Consider the following 22,399-nt stretch of genomic DNA (forward strand, 5'->3'; position numbering starts at 1 on the left):
CATCAACCGGAGACTGTCCATGACCACCCCAAGCAAGCCCGGCAAACGCAGCGCCGGCCACCTGCGCATCGCCGTCGACATCGGCGGCACCTTCACCGATCTGGCGATCCTCAACGAGAACACCGGCGAACTGTCCTTCGGCAAGGCGCTGTCGACGCACGGCCAACTGGTCGACGGCATCCAGAACACGCTCGACAACGCCGGCGCCCACGTCGAAGACGGCGGCCTGTTCCTGCACGGCTCGACCATCGCCATCAACACCCTGCTCGAACGCAACGGCGCCAAGACCGCGCTGCTGATCACCCAGGGTTTCCGCGACATTTACGAGATCGGCCGCGTCAACCGCCCCGACGCCTACAACCTGTTCTTCTCCAAGCACGAGCCGCTGATCCGCCGCTCGCTGCGCTACGAGGTGCCCGAGCGCCTGCTGGCCGACGGCAGCGTGCACGTGCCGCTCGACGAGGCGCGCGTGCGCGAACTGGCGCGCGAACTGAAGGCCGAGGGCGTCGACGCCGTCGCCATCCTGCTGCTGCACTCCTACCGCAACGCCGCCCACGAGATCCGGGTGCGCGAGATCGTGCGCGAGGAGCTGCCCGGCGTGTTCGTCACCGCCTCGCACGAGCTGTCGCAGGAGTACCGCGAGTTCGAGCGCGTCTCGACCGTCGCCGCCAACGCCTACGTCGGCCCGAGGGTGTCGGCCTACCTGGGCCAACTGGAAACCCACCTGACCGAGCAGGGCTTCCCGGGCGACTTTTACGCCGTGCAATCGACCGGCGGCCTGTTCCCGCTCGAGCACGCCCGGCGCGAATGCGTGCGCATGCTCGAGTCGGGCCCGGCGGCCGGCGTCATCGGCGCCCAGGCCATCTGCGCCCAGCTCGGCCTGGGCGACGCCATCGCCTTCGACATGGGCGGCACCACCGCCAAGGCCGGCGTGATCAGCGAGGGCAAGCCGCTCACCAGCAGCAGCGCGCTGATCGGCGGCTACGAAAAGGCGCTGCCGATCCAGATTCCGATGATCGACATCTTCGAAGTGGGCACCGGCGGCGGCAGCATCGCCCGCCTGGAGGTGGGCAAGGCGCTGCGCGTCGGCCCGCAGAGCGCCGGCTCCAATCCCGGTCCGGTGTGCTACCGCCGCGGCGGCACCGAGCCGACCGTCACCGACGCCAACCTGCTGCTGGGCCGCCTGGACGAGAACAACTTCCTCGGCGGCGAAATGCTGCTCGACAAACAGGCCGCGCACGCGGCCATGGCCGAGCGCATCGGCGGGCCGCTCGACCTTGATCCGGTCAAGGCCGCCGACGGCATCCTGCGCATCGCCGTCACCTCGATGTCGCACGCGGTCAAGGCGGTCACCACCGAACGCGGGCTCGACGCCGGCCACTTCACGATGGTCGTCTACGGCGGCGCCGGTCCGCTGCACGCGTCGGCGATCGCCCGCGAACTGGGCATCCGCAAGGTGCTCATCCCTTATGCGCCGGGCTATTTTTCGGCCTACGGCATGCTGTTCTCCGACCTGCGCTACGACTATGTGCGCTCGGTGTTCCGCAAGCTCGACGAGGTATCGTTCGAGGATATCGAGGCGATCTACGCCGAGATGGAGGACGAGGGCCGCGCCGCGCTGGCGCAGTCGGCCGTCACGCCGGAGGCGATCGTCATCGAGCGCGCCGCCGACATGCGCTACGTGGGCCAGGAGCACGCGGTGGCGGTCGATCTGGAGACCGAATACTTCGCGCGCCAGGATCGCGGCGCCATCAAGCAGCGTTTCGACGCCGTCCACGCGGTGCGCTACGGCACCTCGGCGCCGGCCGAGCCGGCCGATCTGGTGAGCCTGCGGGTGACGGTGCTGGGCGTGATGCGCAAGCCGCCGCGCCACGCGGTCGAGGAGGGCGGGGCCACGCCGCCGGCCGAGGCGCTGCGCGCCAGCAAGCCGGTGTACTTCCGCTCGGCCCAGGGCTTTGTCGACGCCAACGTCTACAAACGCCATCTGCTGCGCAGCGGCAACCGCATCGACGGCCCGGCGCTGGTCGAGGAACACGCCTCGACCACCGTCATCCAGCCGGGCGACTCGGCACTGGTCGACGCCTGCGGCAACCTGCAAATTTCCATCGGGAGCGAACTGTAATGAACGGACCACAATCGGTCGACGCCGTCACCGTCGAAATCATCCGCAACGGCCTGATCGCCGTGACGGAGGAAATGAAGTCGAATCTGACCCGCACCGCCTACAACCTGATCATCTACGAGGCGCTCGATTTCACGGTCGGCCTGTTCACCGTCGAGGGCGATTCGATCTCGATCGGGCTCGGCCTGCCGATGTTCATCCGCGGCATGAGCGAGACGGTCAAGGCCAAGATCCGCCATTTCGGCCTGGAGAACATCGAGCCGGGCGACATCCTCGTCACCAACGACGCCTACACCACCGGCAGCCACCTGAACCACTTCACCTTCACCATGCCGGTGTACCATGAGGAGCGCCTGATCGGTTTCACGTGCTGCATGGCGCACTGGCTCGACGTCGGCGGCACGCTCGGCCAGATCACCACCGACATCTATTCGGAAGGGATCCAGATTCCGATCGTCAAATACCGCAAGCGCGGGGTGGTCAACCAGGACCTGGTCGACATCATCGCCATGAACGTGCGCCTGTCCGAGCGCGCCATGGGCGACCTGCGCGCGCAGATCACCGCCATCACCACCGGCGAGCGGCGCTTCCTGGAACTGGTGCGGCGCTACGGCTGGCCGGCGGTGCAGGGCGCGGTGGCGCAGATCATGGACCATTCGGAGGCGCTGGCGCGCGCCAACACGCTCACCATTCCGGACGGCGTGTACGAGGCCGAGTCGTTCATGGACGACGACGGCCTGGAGGTGGGCAAGCGCATCCCGATCCGCGTCAAGGTGATCGTCAGCGGCGACGAGATGACGGTCGACTTCAGCGACGTCGCCAAGCAGGTGCGCGGCTTCTACAATTCCGGCTTCACCACCGGCATCGCCTGCGCCCAGGTGGCCTACAAATGCCTGACCACGCCGACCGACTATCCGGTCAACGACGGCAGCTTCCGCCCGCTCAAGGTCATCATGCCGATGGGCACCGTGATCAGCGCCGAGCGGCCGTTCCCGATGCGGGTGTGGATGACGTTCCCGATGACGGTGATCGACACCATCTTCAAGGCGCTGGCGCCGGCCATTCCCGAGCGCGCCATCGCCGGCCACCATGCCGACCTGGTGTTCCCCAACATCCACGGCATCTCGCCGGAGGACGGTCGCCTGTTCATCGTCGGCATCGGGCCGCTGGGCGGCGGCTGGGGCGCCAAGGCGCGCGAGGACGGCGTCTCGGCCACCGTCTGCATCAACGACGGCGACACCCACAACAGCCCGACCGAGCAGCTCGAGGCGAAGTATCCGGTGCTGGTCGAAAGCTACCGGCTGCGCGAGGACAGCGCCGGGCCGGGCCGCCAGCGCGGCGGCCTGGGCGCGGAAATGGTGGTGCAGGCGCTCTCGCCGTTCGCCGTCACCACCCGCATCGACCGCGTCCACTGCAAGCCGTGGGGGCTCGACGGCGGCCACGACGCGGCCGGCAACGGCATCGGCATCCGCCGCGGCGGGGTGTGGGACGAGGAACAGCCGAACGCCAAGGTGTTCAACGTCCGGCTGGCGCGCGGCGACGCCTACAAGATGCGCTCGGGCGGCGGCGGCGGCTTCGGCCCGCCGGCCGAGCGCGATCCCGAGCTGGTCGCGCATGACGTGCGTGAAGGCTATGTCAGCGCGGCCCAGGCGGCCGACGCCTACCGGGTGGCGCTGACGGCCGACGGCCAGGTCGACGCCGGCGCCACCGGCCGCCTGCGCGGCGGCCATCCGGCCGGAGTCTGACGCCATGGCGCCGGCCCAACCCGAGCTGGTGGCCAGCGTCGCGCGCGAACTGCTCGACATCTGGCAACGGTTGTCGAGCCAGCACGTCGCCCTGGCGACGGGCTGCGCCTGCGGCATCGGCGGCGTCACCTTGCGCCTGGAGGATTTCGAGCAGGACATCGCCGATTACCTGCTGGCGCAGGCCGAGCGTGGCCGGCGCGACGACGTCGTCGCGCTGCTGCGCCGCCACGGCTTCGACGAGGCGGCAGGCGCCTGGCGCCTCGGCGCCTTGCTCGCGGCCTTCATCGACGGCCCCGCCGCCGCCGCCGACGCCGAGCCGGCCGATTTCATCCTGTCCCGGCTGGGCAAGACATTGCGTTCGTTCGCCAAGCTGCACGGCTAAAAAGGAGACGACATGAACCAAGCGAACCACCCGGCGGCCACGCTGCCCGTCACGGTGCTGACCGGTTTTCTCGGCAGCGGCAAGACCACCTTGCTGTCGCATATACTGCGCGATCCGGCCTACGCCCGCACCGCCGTCATCATCAACGAATACGGCGAAGTAGGACTGGACCACGAATTGCTGGAGCAGACCCGCGAGGAGTTGGTGTTGCTGGCCAATGGCTGCGTGTGCTGCACGGTGCGCGGCGACTTGCTGACCGCGTTGAACCGCCTGCGGGTCGATGGCGGCGCGCTCGGCGTCAACCGGGTGCTGGTGGAGACGACCGGGCTGGCCGACCCGGCGCCCATCCTGCACACGCTGATGTCGGACGAAACGCTGCGCGGGCACTTCCATTTCGACCGGCTGATCACCACGGTCGACGCGGTCAACGCCGGTTCCACGCTGGACCTGCACGCCGCCGCCGTCAACCAGGTGGCGCTGGCCGACCGGCTGGTGCTGACCAAGGACGACCTGGCGACCGGGCCGGATCGCCAGGCCTTGCTCGAGCGCCTGGGGCGGCTCAACCACGGCGCGCCGGTCCACGTGGTGCGCCACGGACGGATCACGCCGGAGCTGCTGTTCGGCGGCGCGCCGGCCGGCCAGGACGACGGCCACCACCATGGCCATGGCGATGGACACGAGCATCCGCACGGCCACGATCACGAGCACGATCACGCTCACCGTCACGGGGAACCCCACGGGCACCACGACGACGGCATCCGCTCCTACGCGGTGGTGCTCGACGAGCCGATCTCGCGCCAGGGGTTCGAGTCCTGGCTGGCCTTGATCACCGCCATGCGCGGGCCCGACCTGCTGCGCATCAAGGGCCTGGTGAAGGTGCGCGAGCATCCCGACCGGCCGGTGGTGTTCCACGGCGTGCAGCATGTGTTCCACCCGCCGCGCGTGCTCGACGCGTGGCCCAGCGAGGACCGGCGCACCCGGCTCGTGTTCATCACCCGTGGCATAGAGCGGGAGGAGATCGACGACACGCTGTCCATCTTCGCCCACAAATAACAGGATCGCCGCGCAGACGGCGAAACAACCCCACATAACGGAGACACAATGAGCATCGCATCATACCCGACGGGATCGCAACAAAAGGACGCCGGCGCCACGCCACCGGGCGCGCGCGCCGCCGGCCTGCTATTTCGCCTCGAAAACGTCCACATGTGCCGCTGGCACACCAAGGCGCGCATCGTCATGGGCACGGCCACCTTCTTCGACGCCTTCGACGCGCTGTCGCTGGCGTTCGTGCTGCCGGTGCTGATCGGCCTATGGCATATCACGCCCGGCCAGGTGGGCATGCTGATCGCCGCCGGCTACCTGGGACAGGTGATCGGCGCGTTGTTCTTCGGCTGGCTGGCGGAACGGATCGGGCGCGTGCGCAGCGCCGGCATCACTATCGGCGTGATGTCGGTGATGAGCATCGCGTGCGCCTTCACCGGCAACCTGCACATGTTGTTCCTGGCGCGCTTCATCCAGGGCATCGGCGTCGGCGGCGAGGTGCCGGTGGCGGCGACCTACATCAACGAGCTGTCGCAGACCCACGGCCGCGGCCGCTTCTTCATGCTGTACGAAATGATCTTTCCGATCGGCCTGTTGGGCGCGGCCCAGATCGGCGCCTTCGTCGTGCCCCGTTACGGCTGGGAGTGCATGTTCCTGGTGGGCGGGCTGCCGGGCCTGGTCATCACGTATTTCGTCTGCCGCCTGCCGGAGTCGCCGCGCTGGCTGATCGCACGCGGGCGCTACGACGAGGCCGAAAAGATCGTCGCCAGCGTCGAAGCGGTGTCGCCCGGACGGCACACCGATCCGGCCGACGGCACCGCCGTCGCGCAGCGCGTCGCCACCATCACCAGCACGCTGCAAAACCAGCGCAAGCGGTCATGGAAAGAGCTCTTCTCGCCGATCTACCGGCCGCGCACGCTGGTGGTGTGGGTGTTGTGGGCCAGCGCCTACTTCATCGCCAACGGCATCAACAACTGGCTGCCGAGCCTGTATAAAACCGTCTACCACCTGCCGCTGCAGGAAGCCTTGCGGATGGCCTCGCTGTCGAATGTGCTCAGCACCTGCGCGGTCATTTGCTGCGCGCTGATCATCGACCGGGTCGGCCGGCGCCGCTGGGCCATCGGCAGTTTCTGCGTGGCCGGCATGCTGCTCGTCGGCCTGGTCGTGGTAGGCACCGAGAGCGCCACCAACGTGATGATATTCGCCTCGGGCGCCTACGCGGTGATGGGCACCACCACCGTCATGCTGTACCTGTACACGTCGGAGATCTATCCCACCCGGATGCGCGCCATCGGCACCGGATTGGCGACCTCGTGGCTGCGGGCGGCATCGGCCGCCGCGCCGGCCATGGTCGGCGTGGTGCTGGCCAAGCAGGGCATCGCCATGGTGTTCCTGGTGTTCGCCGGCGTCACCGTCGTCGGGCTCGTGGCGAGCTGGCGCATGATCGAAACGAGCAACCGCTCGCTCGAAGAAATCTCACCCTGAACGGCATGGGCCGCCACGGCGCTGGGTGTGGCGGAACCGAAACTGCGCGCGACTATTGATTTACTTGAAAGAATTGCCCGCTGTACGCTTTGGTGTGCATCGGGACACAAGGAGACCTTATGTATAAGAAATATAAGAGCTGTTTGCCCATGCTGGTGCTGGCCACCGTTGCCGGCGGCGCCGTGATCGACGCCCGCGCCCAATCATCGGTCGAGGTCTACGGCCTGGTCGGCGCCTACGCCGGAAAAATGAAACGCAGCGGCGACGCGGCCGCCGTCACGCAAGTCAACGGTGGCGGCTTGACCACGTCGTTTCTCGGCTTCCGCGGCAAGGAAGACCTGGGCGGCGGCCTCGGCGCGATCTTTTCGCTCGAGAGCTTCTTCCGTCCCGACACGGGCGAACAAGGCCGCAGCGCGGCCGATCCGCTGTTCTCCCGCAACGCCTGGGTCGGCCTTGAAGGCGGCTGGGGCCGCCTGACCCTGGGGCGCCAGAGCAATCCGGCGTATCTCGCCATGCTTCAGCTGAGCCCGTTCGGCACGTCGGTGGTGTTCTCGCCGCTGGTGTTGCAGACCTTCGTCGCCAACTACGGCAGCAACGTGCTCGGCGACACAGTCTGGAACAATGTCGTCCAATACACGTCGCCGACCGTCAACGGCTTCCGCGGCACGGCGCAGTACGGCCCGGGCGAAGTGGCCGGCCGCGCCGGGGTGGCCAATGTCGGCCTGCATGGGATGTACACCAGCGGCGCCTTCGTGGCCGCGCTGTCGGCGCAGCGCCTGCGGGTCAACGTCCTGACGCCGCTGGCGCTCGAGCAGAAGGCCGTGCTCGGCGGCGCCAGCTATGATTTCGGTCCGCTCAGGGTCTACGGCAACGGTTCGCGCACGCGCATCGACGGCGGCCGCGCCACCCGCACCGGCGATGTCGGCCTGTCGGTGCCGGTGTCGGCGGCCGGTACGCTGATGGCGGAAGTGGCCCGCTCGCGCATCGAGGCGCCGCGCCTGGCCGACGCGCGCCGCACCACCTCGTCGTTTGGCTACGGTTACCGGCTGTCGAAGCGCACCGATGTCTATGCGGTGTATTCGCGCGACAAGCGCAGCGACGCCGCCTCGGCGGGCAGCCAGGCGGTCGGACTGCGGCACACGTTCTGACGCGCCGGCCATGTCGATTTTTAGTGATGAAAACGGAGGAAAACTATGCGCACGTTCTTTAAACTGGTGATCGCGTCGCTGTTGCTCGGCCTGGCGGGCGCGGCCGCCGCAGCGTCGGACCGGGGCACGCCCGAGGAGGCCGTCGCGATGGTCAAAAAAGTCATCGACGACATCAAGAAGGACGGCAAGGAGAAGGTCATCCAGGCGATCCAGGCCGGCAGCGCGCGCTACAAGGACCGCGACCTGTATGTGTTCATCAGCGGCATGGACGGCGTCACCCGCGCCAACGGCGCCAATCCCCAAATCGCTGGCAAGAACCTCAACGACATCAAGGATGCCGACGGCAAACCCATCGGCAAGGAGCGCTTCGAACTGGCCCGTACCAAGGGCAAGGGCTGGCAGGAGTATCGCTGGCCCGATCCGCTGACCAAGGAGGTCAGGAAGAAAGCGACGTATCTGGAAAAATACGAGGATCTGGTGGTCAGTTGCGGCATCTACAAGGACTGACCAGACTTTGTGCTGGCGGCCCGCGCCAACGATGCCGTCGGTATCGTTGGCTGGGACGAGGTGCGCAAGCTCGGGATCAACGGTATTCTAGGGTAACCGGCGCTTGTTTGCGGGCCCGTCGACCCGGCGCTGGCCTTGACTGCCTTCGTGGTGCGCTACCGGGCCGACAAAGCGTCGCAATGACCAACGCTCAGGTCGTCGCGCGCGGGCGCTGGCGGTGGAACACCAGGGGACTATACGGGATGTTCGACGGCGGCGGCGATTTCAAAATAGAAGGCTTCATGGCGCCCACCACGTGCATCTCGCAAGGCTTGCAGTCGAAACGCAGCGTGTAGGTGTGGTCGCCGCTGACCAGGGTCATCGGCTCGGCGCGTACCTGGCCCTGGACGCCTTGCACGCCCTTGGCCTGCTTGGGGCACAGGTTGAACGAGAAGCGCAGGCAGTGCTTGGTGATCATCAGCGGCACCTCGCCCGGCTCCTCGTGCGACTCGTAGGCGGCGGCCACCAGTTGCACGCCGTGCTTGTGGTAGAACGCGCGGGCCTTTTCGTTGTAGACGTTGGCGAGGTAGCTGAGTTCGGTGTCATGGTAGACCGCCGGCGGTTCGGCGGCGGGCTTGCGCGTCGGCCGGTCCCACGCGGCCAGGCGCGCGGCCTCGTGGGCCTCGATCGCGTCGCGGCGCAGCGCGTTGATCGCCGCCGACGGCACGAACCAGGGTTTGGACAGCGCCAGTTGCACGCTCGCGGCCGAGAACATCGTCCCGCCCAGCTTGCCCAGGCTGGCGCGCAACGAGGCCTCGGCCTGCTCGGCTTGCTGTGCGGGTTGGTAGCCGATCGCCGCCTCGGTCACGCTGACGATGCCGTCCTCGTCGCGCAACGACAGGCGCAGGCTCTCGTCGTGCTCGCTCAAGGACAGGTGCAGCTCGACCTTGCGTTCCGACGACTTCTTGGTCAGCGTTCCTTCCCAATGATGGTCGCGGTTGCGCAGGATGGCGGCGCCGGCCTTGAAGCCGGGCAGGGTGCTCAGCACCTCGTTCGGGAACACGCGCCATTGCTCGCCATCGGCTCCCTCGCCCAGTTTTTTCACCGTGTTGGCCTGGATGCCGAACGACTCGCGCTTGTACATGTAATTGAGGCCGTCGCCGTTGGCCATGGGCGCGTTGGTGGTGATGTCGAAATGGTCGGTGGCGATGCGCGTGACCGTGCCCAGTTCCACGCCGACGTATTTCGGGCTGTCGAAGGCGCCGATTTCTCCGCCCTCGCGGCCGTGGGCGAAGTAATCGGTGTGGCCCCGGTGGAAAGTCTTGTCGACGTCCGGCGTGAACAGGATGCTGGTGCGGCCGCTGGCGGCGCGCGTGAATTCCGGGCGGCGCTCCAGCAGTTCGTCCAGCAGCACGCGGTAATGGGCCGTGATGTTCTTCACGTAGCCCATGTCCTTGTAGCGGCCCTCGATCTTGAACGAGCGGATGCCGGCATCGACCAGCGCTTCCAGATTGCGACTCTGGTCGTTGTCCTTCATCGACAGCAGGTGTTTCTCGTATGCGACGACGCGGCCTTTGGCGTCGCTCAGCGTGTACGGCAAACGGCAGGCTTGCGAGCAGTCGCCGCGATTGGCGCTGCGGCCGGTGTCAGCGTGCGAAATGTAGCACTGGCCGGAATAGGCCACGCACAGCGCGCCGTGGACGAAATATTCGAGCGGCGTGTCCACCTCGGCGTGGATCGCGCGGATTTGCTCGATGGTCAGCTCGCGCGCCAGCACCAGCTGGGAGAAGCCGACATCGCCAAGGAATTTGGCTTTTTCCATCGTGCGGATGTCGCACTGGGTACTGGCGTGCAGCTGGATCGGCGGCAGATCCATCTCCAGCAATCCCATGTCCTGCACGATCAGCGCGTCCACGCCAGCCTCGTACAGCTGCCAGATCTGCGCGCGGGCGGCGTCCAGTTCGGCGTCGTGCAGGATGGTGTTGAGCGTGACGAAGATGCGCGAACGGTAGCGGTGCGCGAACTCCACCAGTCTGGAAATTTCCTCGATCGAATTGCTGGCGTTGTGGCGCGCGCCGAAGGCCGGGCCGCCGATGTAGACGGCGTCGGCGCCGTGCAAAATGGCCTCACGGCCGATCTCGGCGGTTTTGGCGGGCGACAGCAGTTCGAGCTGATGGGCTAGCAGAGTCATGGCGTGATCCAATTGCGATGAAAGGGGGAATTATAGCCAATCCCGTGACGTTCCCTTCATGGACTTTTTCTGCGGCGCCTTGCTGGGAGATGCACTGGAGTAACAAATTTCATTTTCCCGATTGATGATTTTCGCAATTGTGACGCCTTCATGACCTACGTATGCTGCACGGCAGGGTCTTATAGCTTTGTTGATCATTCATACATGTGAGGTGGAAATGCGTCGTATCCCGAAACAATCGCTGGTCGTGAGTACCCGCATTTGCCGTCTGGCCGGTCTGTCGGTCATCGTCGCGCTGGCAGGCTGCGGTGGCGGTGGCGGCGGTGGGGCAGCGGGCGGATCAAGTGTTGTCGCGTCGACGCCAGTCCCCGCACCAACTCCAACTCCAACTCCAACACCCACGCCAACCCCGACTCCGACTCCGACGCCAACGCCAACGCCAACGCCAGCGTCGGCAGCCACCTGGCATAGCGTGAAGTGGGGCGGCGGCGGCTACGTCAGCGGCCTGGTCTTCCATCCCACCACCGCCAACCTGTTGTACGCACGCACCGACATCGGTGGCGCCTACCGCTGGGACCAGCCCACGTCCTCCTGGATGCCGATCACCGACGGCTTGGGTTTCGGCGCGGCCGAGAGCAAATACCACGGCATCGAGAGTATCGCCCTCGATCCGAACAACGACCAACTGGTCTACATGGTCACCGGCATGTACACATTTGAAGGCAACGGCCGGCTCTATGCCTCCAGCGACCGGGGCGACCACTGGACCCATGTCGACCTGCCGTTCCCGGTTGGCGGCAATAATTCCGGCCGGGCCATGGGCGAACGTCTGATGGTCGATCCGAACCAGCCGTCGACGCTGTTGTACGGCTCGCGCACGGCCGGCCTGTGGAAGAGCGCCGATTCGGGCAAGACCTGGAGCCAGGTGACAACGCTGTCGACCGTCAAGATGACCCAGGACCAGGTCAACGCCGTGGGCGGCAGCGCGATGGGTGTCGACTTGGTGGTGTACGACACCGGCAACAGGGGCGGCGGAACGGCCACCCAGACCATCTACGCCGCCGTCGCCCCGGATTACGCCAGCGCGGCGGGGCTGGGCGCGAACATGTACAAGTCCAGCAACGGCGGCGCCACCTGGACCGCGGTCGCGACCCCGGTGTCCGGCTACCACATCCCGCACATGGTGCGGGCCGCCGACGGCATGTTCTATGTCGTGTTCACCAAGGATGCCGGGCCGGGCGCGGGCGGCCCCGGCCGACTATACAAGTTCGACGGGACCAACTGGACGCTGCTCAAAAGCGTCGATCCGCAAGGCGGAACCAACTTCGGCCTCGGCGGCGTGTCCGTCTACGGCACCGGCGCCACCACCCGCATCGCGCTGGGCGTGACCAACTCCTGGGGCAACTTCAGCGGCCAGCAGATCGTGCAGCTGTCCGACGACGGCGGCAAGAACTGGCGCGAAATCGAAGCGACGATGCCCGGTGAAATCGCCTCGGGCTGGGTCGACGACGTCGAGATCGATCCGTCCAACCGCGACCACATCCTGCACGTCCACGGCGGCGGCATCGTCGAGACCCGGAATGCCTCCTCGGCCACGCCGGGCTGGAACGGCGCGATCGCCAACATCGAGGAGACCGCCACGCAGTTCCTCGCCGCCGCGCCGGCCGGCGCGCCGTACAAGTTCATCAATAGCGCGGGCGACGTCGGCACCTGGATCGTGACGGACGTCGCCACCAAGCCGACCATGGGCCCCACCGCCAATTGGAGCAACGGCAACTCCGCCGACATGGCGTGGGCCGATCCGCGCTATATCGCCGGCGCCGGCGTGGCCAACTGGTCCGGCGCGGGCGGGTTCGGCTTCTGGTCCGGCGACGGCGGCGCCACCTGGGCGAACTTCGCGACCCTGCCCGCCGGCGCCCAGGCCAACACCGGCTCGGCGGGAAACATCGCGGTCCCGTCGCGCGGCAACGTGATCTGGGCGCCGGCCAACTCGGTGCCGTCCTACTCCACCAACAATGGCGCAAGCTGGGTCCTGACCAACTTGCCGGCGCTGGCCGTGGTCGGGCAGGGCTGGGATCGCGGCTACCGGCTGGCCGCCGACCGCAAGAATCCGAACAAGGTGTATGCCTACGATTCGGGCGGCGCAACGTGGGGCACGGCAGGGAAGTTCTACGTGTCGACCGATGGCGGCCACACCTACACGCTGAGCGCCGGGTCGGTGGCGGCGAATCTGGCCCCCAATGCGTGGTTGGCCACCTCGATGGCGGTCAACCCCAACGTCGAGGGCGACATCTGGCTGACCGATGGCAACACGGTGTACCACTCGCTGGACTCGGGGGCGACCTGGACCAAGCTCAACGGCTTTGCGACGGCCAACGGCGCCGCCGGTGCCAGCCTGATCGCCCTGGGCAAGGCGGTGAACGGCGCCTCGTACTCGGCCGCCGTCTACGTGGTGGGCGTGGTCAACGGTGTGTGGGGCGTGTACCGTTCCGACGACGGTGGCGCAAGCTGGACGCGCTTCAACGACGATGCCCACCAGTTCGGCGGCATCGGGGTGATGGCGGCGGACTGGAACAGCTACGGGCGGATCTACGTCAGCGGAACCGGCCGCGGTTTGCTGTACTCCAATTGAGCAGTCCAATCCCATTGATGCGTGAGCGGTCCCAGTGAAAGCGGGGATTTTAGGCCGCGCGGCCGTCGGATACGAATACTTGCTTCAGCGTCGCAGCGACGGGAATAGGCGATTGGTCCGGGCCTGGTATTGGGCATAAGCACTGCCGAAATGATCGAGCATCATTTTTTCTTCTTGCTCGATCCTCGAGCAGTACAATAGCGAAAACGTCAGCACAAAGGCGGGGCCGACCACAAAATTCCCGATCAGCAGCAACTGGGCGATGGCGATGGCAAATATCGCCGTGTACATGGGATGGCGTATTTTGCGGTAGATTCCCTCGGAAACCAGCACGTGCGAGTCCTTGAGTTCCAGCATTGGCGAAAACTGGCGTCCGAGGTCGCGGTGCGATTTCCAGAACAAAAATAGACCGAGCACGGCCAGCACGATTCCCAAGTAGCTCAAGCCGGCGGGTAGCGGGTAATCAGCGAAATCAAACCAGGGCGTGAACAGGTACAACACAGGCATGGTCGTTGAGCCAGTGAACACCAGCAGAAGGAGCAATCTGCCCACCGTGCTTTCGCGCGATTCGACGGCGCGAATGCGTTTGTTTTTGAACTCCAGTGGCGCCCGTATCAAAAAACACAGCACCAGCATGACGATGTAGACGTAATCGAAAAGGTCCTTGTGATGCATCGAAGTCTCCCTAGTGATTGTTTTGAGATAACGATAGCATCCCGGAGTCGGTCCAGACAGAGACACGATTCCCCTCGAACAGCGTATTGGCCGTCTGCCGGATCTCGTCGAGCCACCCCCCTGGCTGGCGGGCGTTCGGGGGCAACCCGCCCGCTTCGGCAATCAGCAGGAATTCGGTACGCAACGTGGTCGGCATGATGCCCGGATCGTCGGTGTTGATGGTGACGGCCATCGGACCATGGCGCAACCCATACAGGTTGTATCTGCCACCAGACGCCAAGAGCTTAGCGTCGGCCGGCGCCCAGCGGTAGATCGGATGTTCGCGGTACGAACCAAGCCGTGCAACGTATAGATTGGACGTCGGGTTAGTCTCGATGACGATTTTTTTGTTGCGATATTTTTCCAGCAGATGGTCTTGCAGCGCATGCATGAAGTTCAGTTCGTCATCGTTGTCGTAGTCGGTGAAGAACTTCAAATGCTCGTTAAACTGCGGCTCGGCGTCATTGCCGGGACGGAGCAGGACTGTGATTTCAGGCGGGCTGGAGGCGAGCAATCGCTTATTGCGGTCGTGATAAACGCGCTGCGCGGTCATGGCGTTAGCCTTTTGCCCTTGCAGGCCGGTTGCGGCGGGTTGCTGTGTCGATAACAACTCGGTCAGATCGGGCACCGCCGCCACGACCTTCGCGTCAGGAAGCTGCTGCGAATCCCGGTACTGCTGAAATTGGATCGGACAGTTCATGCGATACAGCCACGCCTGGTAAAGGGTGCGCGCACGCCCGGCGTCGCCAAAGTTGCCCTTGGCCCAGGAGACATGTTGGGCCGCGGCTTCGATCCGCTGTTCGAAGCGGCTTACCACCTTGCGTGCCAGCGCGGTTGTTTCGGCAGGCGCGTCTTGAAGTTCGCCGATCTCCACGGCGTGGTGCCAAGCCCACACGAGATTATCGAGGTGCTCGGATATTCCTAGCAACATGTCGCCCTGCCGTTCGCACCAGACGGTCGGATCGATGCCCAGCGCAAGCGCATGGCCAAGCCGGTCGGCTTCCCCCAACTCGCAAAACAGCACGGTCTCGTCGACATGCCGCATGCCCGACAACGGATGGGCATAGTCCTCGCCGGCATGGATGCTCAGGTAGCGGCGGCGTTCGTCCTTGGTTGGTCGGGGCAACATGTCGAACCGGTCCGCGCCGGCGGTTTTGTGATGGGAGCGCAGCCACCTGAGGATAGGCGCATAGACTTCGATGCGGCAGGCGTTTTCATCGCCCACGACGTCGAAACCGCGGATCCAGTTGGCGGGCACGAAGCCGAGTTGTTGGCCGGGGTAGGACAAGACGTCCTGGGCGAGCCACTCCGCCGACGTGTCCATCTTCCGGATCAGCGCATCGGCACTGTCCCATAACTGGCCGCGTTCCGCCTCCCGGTAATCTTCCGCCCTGCGGGAGAAATGGATGCAGAGATTCCATTGATCGGACAAGCGGCGCAAGTTGGGCTTGACCTCGTCCGTCCCGTCCCCGGCACTCGGGTCCAGGCCGCGTACTTTATAGAGGTTACTGACGAATTGCCGGATCATGGCGTCGTCGAAGAAGTCGGGGCCAACTTTAATTTCGGCGCAGTCCAGCCGTCCTTGCAGCAGTAATCGGGCGTTTGCCAACCCGTTCGCCGCGCCTGCGCTCTTGCGCAAGGCGCTGTTGCTGAGGGCTTTGAATTTGGCCAGCCCGACGCCGTCCATGATCAACTGGCGACGCACGCGCATCAGGCTGCCCTGAAGGTAATGGACGCACATGCGCAGCGTCGACGTCGCGTTTTTGTGCTGGAATTGCCACCAAAGAAAAACGTGAAGCCATTGCCACGCGCGCGCCAGTTCCTGGCTGTTGACAGCCGCCGCTATCTGCCAGCGCAACCAGTGCCATCCGAACTCGACGGGTTCGGGTTCCTCCTCGGCCAGCCACGACCATTCCACCTTCGGCGGGTTGCCGCAGAGGGTCTCCGCCAGCAGCGGAGAAATCCTGGCACGCAGCATGGCGTCGTCGACGGCCCCGCTGTTGTGGCCGGGCCGTACTTCCAGCGTCAAGCAGGGGGTGGCGGCGAGTTGATGCGTCAGTGCCGACAGGGTGGCGATGTCATGGGTGTCGTTGCGGACCGCATGCTGTTGCGGCCAGATCTGATTCATCAGTATCACGCCATCGAAGTGCAGCCCGTTCAAGTGCACATGGCCGTCGGTGTATTGCTCCGTATCATCGGCCGGGGCCGAGAAGAATGGCTGTTGAGCTTCCACCATGGCCCGGATCGCAGCGCAGTCGGGCAACGGGGCCTTGTAGATCTGACGGGCGATATCCCAGGCGACCAGACAGGTCGGATCGAACCTGCCCGCGAAGTTGGCGTAGTCCTGGACTTGCGACGGCGCGTAATGGACGACCGCTCCATCCCTCTGCATCAGCATGGCGAATACGTGGGCCATGACCGAGGAGTTGGGCATGGTGTGTATCGTCGCCGGCCATACCAGGTCACTGACCGTGTCGAGGTCCGTTTCGCGAAAGCGCCGCGGATGGTCGTCGTTCAGATCCTCGCGCAGCGCGCGCAGGCAACGCTTGCGCAGCTTGCCGGAGCTGGGCTTGGGCAAGCGCAATTCCTCTGACAAGGCCGCCAGCACGTTTTTTCCGGTCATCGCCGTGGCGATGGCCAGTTCGAATAGACGATGGGGCAGCACGGGTCAGGAGCGCTGCTTGGCAACGAGCTCGACGACCTCGAGGAAGCGATCGAGGTAACGGTCTTGTGGGAATTTTGCCAGTACGTCGTCGACGATATTCTGCCAGTCCTTACGGTTGAGTGCCTTGTTGACCACCCATGTCCGACGGAATATCGTATAGTGCGTTTGCAGCCGCCCGTTCAAATATTTCAGCAGCGGACTCGTCATGTCGCGCCGGGCGTTCGGGGCCTTCGCCCGCGTGGGCGCTTCCGGCGTGACCGTGGAGCCGTCCGCCAGCAGCGGCGGCGCGTCGAGCGCCTGCACGAGCTCCCGCAGCGGATGATCGGCCATCATGTAGGTATAGGCGCGGGTGGTGCGGCCAAAAGCGTCGGCTTCCGTCCGCGTGCCGACGAACGGAGCGATATTGCGGGAGTACAGTTCGCTGCTGCGGAAGAGTTTGCCTTCACCCACGTTGACCTGGGCAATGATCGGCGGCAGGCCGAACAACGGACCTTTTTCGAAGCTGCCGATGGCGGCCCAGACGCTGTTGAACACCTTCGGCGCGAGCCGGGCCAAGTAGTCGAGCGCCTTGCTGTCGGGATTGCTGGACCGGGCTTGCGGCGCATTGAAGATGGCCGCCTGGTTGAACAATTTGTTCATCACGTTGTAGAAGAACCAGGGAGCAGGCACGTGGCCGGCAAGCGCGTGGCGCTGGCGCCATGCGTTGATCCGGTCGGCCAGCTGTTCAATTTGCGGACCGTGCAGCGCCTCGTCGTCGGCATCGGCCTCGCTGGCGGCTGGATCATCGACCACGTCGCCATCGTCGTCGGCCGCGATCGTCTGTGTTTTGGTCGCGGCAACCGCCGCGAGGGAATGGAAGGGCGGACGCTGGAGAATGTCGGCGACGTCGACGCTTGTGACATCCTTGACGAAGCTGGTCACGATCAATTCGAAGATCCGGCCGCAGCACGCCAGCGTGGCCCGCTTGCTCGTTGTGTAGAAGTTCCTGTGCAGGAGCAGGGAGGCGATAAAATCCGATTCGGGATCGTTGAAGCGTGCGTTGCCCTTCTTGAGCGCATAGCCCGGTTCGGGCGCGGGGTAGGGGAGCAGAACCTCCTCCGGCAGGCGCGCGATCCAATCGGTAGGCGCACGGTCGCGTATCATCTCGTGCCATGATGCCGTACTGGCACCCGAGGCAAAATGGCGCAAGGCCGCGTCGCTGTGCCGCATAGGCTGGAACAGGAAGCTATCCAGGACGCTTCCATCTTCACGGCTTGGGATAACGTGTTGGTCAAACCAGTGTTCTTGCGCCGTGAGCGTCAGGTATGCAGGCCCGCCTTCGGCGGCAAGCTGGCAGTATTTTTTCAGCAGGCGCTGGCTCGCGACAGCGAGTTCACGCAAGCGATGGTACTCGGGCGCCGCACCCGCATTGGCCGCAAAGTCCTTGTAGGCGTCGCGCCGCGCGGCTTCGTTGGCCGATTTGTCCACTATGCGGCTGGCTGCGGCGTAGGCCTGCTCAAACGACTGGATCGCAGCGGCTTGCACCGGAATGACGGCTTGGCGCCGCAGATGTGCCGGGCTGAGCGATCCGTCGGCAATGCTCTGCGCCAGCTGCGGTATGCGGTCCTGGACGGAATACACGAGCTGCGCGAGCGATCGCACGTTCTTGATCGGCGGCGGCAGATAGCTGTTTTCGAGGCCGTTAGTGCGCTCGTTGAGCAGGGTTTCGAGCCAGCTATGAAAATGCTGCATCGTGATCGCCTCGATGGCCTGGCCTTTCGCATCGCAAAAGCCGATCCACGTCGCTCGCAGGTAGTGCGTCACTTCCGGCATCTCGATCCGATACTGCAGCGGCAGGACTTTGCGCTGATATTCCCGCGCAAGATCCTTGGCCCGGTGGATTGCGGCCCGGTTTTCCGCCTTGCTCGCGTCTAGCAATTTGCCATGAAAATTGCGCCAGGTCAGGTCGCCGTAAAGCTGGAGGTCGCCACTGATCACAGGCAGTACATAGGGCGACACCAGGTATTTCCTGATCACTTCGAGGTTGTCGAAAGCCCGGTTGAGCGATGTATCGACATCGTCGATCGGCAATACCAGCAGCTCTTTGCCAAGCAGGTCCAGCGCGGCCTTGAAGACCTGGTGTACTTCTTGCGCCAGATTCTGGTTGCCCATGAACGCGCGTAGCTTGTCCAGACCGCGCAGCTCGCGCTGGGATTCGAGCCGATCGAGGGTATTGCCCAGCCGCTGCAACTGTTCATAGAACAGATCGAACTTTGCCGGCTCGTCCTTGCGCGCCGCCTGTATGGCGTCGTCGCAGACCAGGCCGGCGACGATCACGTTAAGGAATAGATCGTCATTGGTCTCCAGCAGCGTCGGATCGAGCGGCCTCAGGATGTGGACGCGCCTGGCGAATTCCTGGTCGTTTTGCGCTAGAAACCTGCCGATGTTGACCAGGACCGAGCTCTTTCCCGTCCCACGGGAGCCGTCGATCAACACCGCCGTGTGTGCCCGGTGGTGGTTCACGTCATCAGACTGTTGCTCCGGCTTTTTTGCCTCCTGCGCCAACTGCAACGCTTCACGCACCGTGCGCGTGAGCTTCTCATACACGTCAACGGCCAGCAGCACTTCGGCGGAGCGATGGGCAGCCTGTTCGCGCTGGTTGATGGGGAAAAGGACACGTGGGCGTGACATAGATTTGAGTAAAGTTGACGAAGAGAATTTATTGTAACTTAGAAATAATGAAAGAAAAGCAGTCATAGGAAACATTGTTAGTAAAGTTTGCCGTTCAAACCGCGTTACCCTGGCGTGAGATTAAATTCGCATAATTTATATTATGTAAAATGACGTACGGACATCAGCCTCCTGCCATATCTCTCCCGCTCACAGGATATTCTTCCCGTTCAGCGACGCCAGGATCTCGTCGTGCCGCTCGTTGTCGGTTTTGTGCAGATAAGCGGCCGTCGTGGCGATGTTGGCGTGGCCCGCCGTCTCCTGCAGTGTCTTGAGTTGCACGCCATTGTTCGCATGGTTGGTCAGCATGCTGTGGCGCAGCCAGTGCGCCGACGCCTGCCGCAGATTGGCCGCCGTGTCGGCGTCACCGTTTGCTGCCGCCGCGCTCGCCGCTGCGGCGAACAACGCTTTAATCGCGTCCGATGCAGCCTCGTCGGTAATGCGCGCCAATCCCCGCGATCGGCTCGACAATACCAGCGGCGTTTCGTCGAACCCGCTCGCGTGCGGCAACAAGCCAAAGGCAGCGCGGTACTGGCGGAACGCCGCCAGCATTTCCGGCGGCACCGGCAGCCGGCGTGGCTTGCCGCCTTTGCCCAACACGTCCAGCCACCAGCGCCCATTTCCTTCGGTATAGATCGCGCCCATGCGGGCGTTGACGATCTCATTCAGGCGGGCGCCGGTGTGGGCGAACGCGACCAACAGGAACCGGTCGCGCGCGCGGCGGCGCTGCGCGGCCGGGGTTTTGCCCTCCGTGGCCTCCAGCGTTGCCAGCGCCAGGCCGATGGCGTCCTGCGTCAGGTAGCGCGTGACCCTGCTGGCGGTCGGCGTTTTGACATTCTTCACCAGCGCGCCCGGATCGCGCCGCAGATACCCGGTCTGCTCGGCGAACGCCATCAGCCCTTTAACGGCGATCATCGCCTGGCGCCGGCTGGCGTCGGACAACGGACCGCTGAACGGCCGATAACGCTCGTCGCTGCGCGGCCATTTGGTGGTCGACACCCAGTCCGGCGGCGGCGCCCGCAAAAACTCCTTGTATGCGTTGAGGTCGGCGACGCTCAGCTGACGCAGCGGTTTCCTCACCTCTTCCCGGCACCATGTCAGAAAGCGGAACAGCTCTTTTTGGGTGTTCACGATCGACTTCGGCCCCAGTTCGCCGTGACTGATGAATTCCCGGGCGATTTCGCTGTCGGTGCGCGCATCCGTGATGGCGTCTTCGGCGATACCGCGCAAGGCTTCGATATCGCGTTGCCGGCGTTCGGCGCTGGCGCGGCTGTCGGGAGGCAAAGGCCGCAGGTCGATCAGTTCGAATTTTGTGACTGGCATGGGCAGAAATGCTGAATGAATAACCAGTATTGTACAGTATTTCATACAGTATTTAAGATCGAGAATATAGGCAGTAATCTCGACTTTAAGATGGGGCGATCGGCGTGGCGCGCACTTGCTCCACCTTTGATCGCCACCGCTTTCCCCGGCCGGCGACAACCCGCAATCGGGGTGAAACCACTTGCTCAGGGCGCGGACGGGATGAACGTGACGACGACCCGTCCGTAGCGCGTCAGCGCCGGACTGCCCTTATCGATCACCTTGACGATGAAGTGGGCGGTCTCCGTCTTGGTCACCACGGGCGCCTGCCCCCACACGGTATGGTGATTCTCCGCATACCCAAGTTTGATCGGCTCCCTGTAGCTGCCAGCTTCGGGATACTGAAACCACACGTAGCTCAAGCTATCCCCGTCCGGGTCGGAGCTGCCGGCGGCGCTCAGCATGAAGCCTTCGCCGGATTTGACGGTCAGCCGATCTCCAGGGCTGAGCTTTACGACTGGCGGATGATTCGCCCCCTTGTACGGCTTGGTGGCCCAGTCCATTCGGGCAGCGAAGTCGTTCTGGAACTCCTTGCGCCAGCGCCAGATCGTGGTTCTGTATCCACTGAAGACCTTATCGTGGGCACGCACGTTGCGGCCATAGTCGTTGTAGACAGTCGGCCTGTAGCTATCGACGGCGTTGGTCCAGATGGCGCGGGGCTCTTGCAAAACAGGTACGTTGCCGGTGAACCCTTCCGGATTGGTGGTCTCCAACGCCGGCGTGTACAACTCGTAGCGCCCTCCCCAACCGCCCCAGTCCGGATGCTCGGGCGCGTTCAGGCCGTTGGGTATCAGGGACATGAAGGATGGCGAATCGCCCTCCATACCAAAAGAGACATCCGGATACATCGCCCCCAGCGGTCCATGCCCCTGTTGAATATGCGCGGCGAGCCAGTTGTTGCCCACTTCCGTGTTGTCGAAGTCCGGTTCGACCGTGTGGATGCCCGTCCACGTGCCATTGCCATACCCGCCGGGGCTGACGATGTAGAACAGGTCCGGAAACCGGGTGCGTATCCAGATACCGGAATCGTCCTGATCGGAGATCGTGTAGACGCGCAATTTGCTGACCAGGCGTGCCGCCTGCTCCGGCGTCCTGTCGTGCCCAATCCGATACAACGCTTGGGCAAGCGTGTTGGCGCCTCCCCAGACCGATATCCACAGTGGCCGCGTATCTTTTTTCTCCAGCGCCTTGATGATGGCGTCCGATCCCGGCGAGTCGCGGCCGTCGCCGACACCCTGCATGCCGTAGAGTTGCGAGCCGGCGCGCACCACCGCTTTCAGCGCCTGCGCTTTCGGAAAACCCGGCTCGTGCTTCAACAGCTGGGGCTGTACCTTGCCGTAGGCGTCGATGATCGCCTGTATGGATGCCGGTGCGATCCGCGACTTCTGATGCGTGGAGGTCGTGGCGACGATACCTTCGACATCGATCTGGTTCGCGTACAGAAGCAAGCGCACGAGCGACTGGCTGTCATCGGGATCGGCCTCGATATCGGTGAGGACAATCAAGCGTTGTTTGGGTTCGGCGAAGCCGACGGCCGGCACGCCAGCCAGTAACGCTGCCAGCATGGCGGTGATTGGAAGTAGTCTCATCATCTCTGTATTGAATTGGGGGCTAGGGGTCCGGCAGGTTACGGGGTTGCGCCCTTCACCAGCGCGTCGAGGCGGTCCGGGTCGAGCAATTGTCATGGGGCCTGGAAATTTTTCCTGGGCCACGC

General features: G+C 64.5%; 14 protein-coding genes. 8 read left to right on the top strand and 6 right to left on the bottom strand.

The window, feature by feature from the left end; all coding sequences use genetic code 11:
• Positions 1–19 precede the first annotated feature (19 nt).
• The 7 genes from JOD97_RS01985 to JOD97_RS02015 all read left to right on the top strand — a co-directional run bounded on the left by JOD97_RS01985 (position 20) and on the right by JOD97_RS02015 (position 8,433).
• Positions 20–2,122 (top strand): hydantoinase/oxoprolinase family protein, encoded by a 2,103-nt coding sequence (locus JOD97_RS01985; protein WP_209712943.1) that lies wholly within the window; start codon positions 20–22, stop codon positions 2,120–2,122.
• Positions 2,122–3,867, top strand: coding sequence for a hydantoinase B/oxoprolinase family protein (locus JOD97_RS01990; protein WP_209712944.1), 1,746 nt, complete (start codon positions 2,122–2,124; stop codon positions 3,865–3,867). Before JOD97_RS01985 ends, JOD97_RS01990 begins: the two co-directional genes overlap by 1 nt.
• A 4-nt stretch (positions 3,868–3,871) precedes the next feature.
• The gene (locus JOD97_RS01995; protein ID WP_209712945.1) at positions 3,872–4,249 is read left to right on the top strand and encodes a hypothetical protein; all 378 of its coding nucleotides are present in this window, start codon (positions 3,872–3,874) and stop codon (positions 4,247–4,249) included.
• Positions 4,250–4,261: 12 nt separating this feature from the next.
• Entirely contained in the window at positions 4,262–5,302 is a 1,041-nt protein-coding gene (locus JOD97_RS33075) for a GTP-binding protein (RefSeq protein WP_209712946.1), read from the top strand.
• 48 nt (positions 5,303–5,350) lie between these two features.
• A complete protein-coding gene (locus JOD97_RS02005) occupies positions 5,351–6,778 on the top strand; it encodes an MFS transporter (protein WP_209712947.1) in 1,428 nt (475 codons plus the stop codon).
• Between the two features lie 119 nt (positions 6,779–6,897).
• Positions 6,898–7,926, top strand: a complete 1,029-nt coding sequence (locus tag JOD97_RS02010; protein WP_209712948.1) for a porin — start codon at positions 6,898–6,900, stop codon at positions 7,924–7,926.
• Between the two features lie 45 nt (positions 7,927–7,971).
• Positions 7,972–8,433 carry a cache domain-containing protein gene (locus tag JOD97_RS02015; protein ID WP_209712949.1) on the top strand — a complete coding sequence of 154 codons (462 nt, stop codon included), beginning with the start codon at positions 7,972–7,974 and terminating at the stop codon, positions 8,431–8,433.
• Between the two features lie 190 nt (positions 8,434–8,623).
• Here the strand turns inward: JOD97_RS02015 and JOD97_RS02020 are convergent, their stop codons facing one another.
• On the bottom strand, positions 8,624–10,603 hold the full coding sequence (locus JOD97_RS02020; RefSeq protein ID WP_209712950.1) for a U32 family peptidase: 1,980 nt from the start codon (positions 10,601–10,603) through the stop codon (positions 8,624–8,626).
• Between the two features lie 472 nt (positions 10,604–11,075).
• Here JOD97_RS02020 and JOD97_RS02025 point away from each other — a divergent pair, with 472 nt between their 5' ends.
• Positions 11,076–13,235 (top strand): sialidase family protein, encoded by a 2,160-nt coding sequence (locus tag JOD97_RS02025; RefSeq protein ID WP_209712951.1) that lies wholly within the window; start codon positions 11,076–11,078, stop codon positions 13,233–13,235.
• 84 nt (positions 13,236–13,319) lie between these two features.
• Here JOD97_RS02025 and JOD97_RS02030 read toward each other — a convergent pair whose 3' ends face one another.
• The 5 genes from JOD97_RS02030 to JOD97_RS02050 form a co-directional block, all read right to left on the bottom strand.
• Positions 13,320–13,910: a protein-S-isoprenylcysteine O-methyltransferase gene (locus JOD97_RS02030; RefSeq protein WP_209712952.1), complete on the bottom strand. Its 591-nt coding sequence runs from the start codon at positions 13,908–13,910 to the stop codon at positions 13,320–13,322.
• Positions 13,911–13,920: 10 nt separating this feature from the next.
• Positions 13,921–16,614, bottom strand: a complete 2,694-nt coding sequence (locus tag JOD97_RS02035) for a hypothetical protein (protein WP_209712953.1) — start codon at positions 16,612–16,614, stop codon at positions 13,921–13,923.
• Between the two features lie 3 nt (positions 16,615–16,617).
• The gene (rdrA, locus tag JOD97_RS02040; protein WP_209712954.1) at positions 16,618–19,350 is read right to left on the bottom strand and encodes an antiviral RADAR system adenosine triphosphatase RdrA; all 2,733 of its coding nucleotides are present in this window, start codon (positions 19,348–19,350) and stop codon (positions 16,618–16,620) included.
• 123 nt (positions 19,351–19,473) lie between these two features.
• Positions 19,474–20,691 carry a site-specific integrase gene (locus JOD97_RS02045; RefSeq protein ID WP_229264151.1) on the bottom strand — a complete coding sequence of 406 codons (1,218 nt, stop codon included), beginning with the start codon at positions 20,689–20,691 and terminating at the stop codon, positions 19,474–19,476.
• Between the two features lie 140 nt (positions 20,692–20,831).
• A complete protein-coding gene (locus JOD97_RS02050) occupies positions 20,832–22,277 on the bottom strand; it encodes a DUF1593 domain-containing protein (RefSeq protein WP_209712955.1) in 1,446 nt (481 codons plus the stop codon).
• Positions 22,278–22,399: the final 122 nt, after the last annotated feature.

Source organism: Duganella sp. 1411 (genome assembly GCF_017833525.1).
In the GTDB taxonomy this organism is placed as follows: domain Bacteria; phylum Pseudomonadota; class Gammaproteobacteria; order Burkholderiales; family Burkholderiaceae_D; genus Rugamonas.

Excerpts from the sequence above, each read along its gene's own strand:
- JOD97_RS01985 (WP_209712943.1), top strand. The coding sequence starts at position 20 with ATGACCACCCCAAGCAAGCCCGGCAAACGCAGCGCCGGCCACCTGCGC.
- JOD97_RS01990 (WP_209712944.1), top strand. The coding sequence starts at position 2,122 with ATGAACGGACCACAATCGGTCGACGCCGTCACCGTCGAAATCATCCGC.
- JOD97_RS01995 (WP_209712945.1), top strand. The coding sequence starts at position 3,872 with ATGGCGCCGGCCCAACCCGAGCTGGTGGCCAGCGTCGCGCGCGAACTG.
- JOD97_RS33075 (WP_209712946.1), top strand. The coding sequence starts at position 4,262 with ATGAACCAAGCGAACCACCCGGCGGCCACGCTGCCCGTCACGGTGCTG.
- JOD97_RS02005 (WP_209712947.1), top strand. The coding sequence starts at position 5,351 with ATGAGCATCGCATCATACCCGACGGGATCGCAACAAAAGGACGCCGGC.
- JOD97_RS02010 (WP_209712948.1), top strand. The coding sequence starts at position 6,898 with ATGTATAAGAAATATAAGAGCTGTTTGCCCATGCTGGTGCTGGCCACC.
- JOD97_RS02015 (WP_209712949.1), top strand. The coding sequence starts at position 7,972 with ATGCGCACGTTCTTTAAACTGGTGATCGCGTCGCTGTTGCTCGGCCTG.
- JOD97_RS02020 (WP_209712950.1), bottom strand. The coding sequence starts at position 10,603 with ATGACTCTGCTAGCCCATCAGCTCGAACTGCTGTCGCCCGCCAAAACC.
- JOD97_RS02030 (WP_209712952.1), bottom strand. The coding sequence starts at position 13,910 with ATGCATCACAAGGACCTTTTCGATTACGTCTACATCGTCATGCTGGTG.
- rdrA (WP_209712954.1), bottom strand. The coding sequence starts at position 19,350 with ATGACTGCTTTTCTTTCATTATTTCTAAGTTACAATAAATTCTCTTCG.
- JOD97_RS02045 (WP_229264151.1), bottom strand. The coding sequence starts at position 20,691 with ATGAAATACTGTACAATACTGGTTATTCATTCAGCATTTCTGCCCATG.
- JOD97_RS02050 (WP_209712955.1), bottom strand. The coding sequence starts at position 22,277 with ATGATGAGACTACTTCCAATCACCGCCATGCTGGCAGCGTTACTGGCT.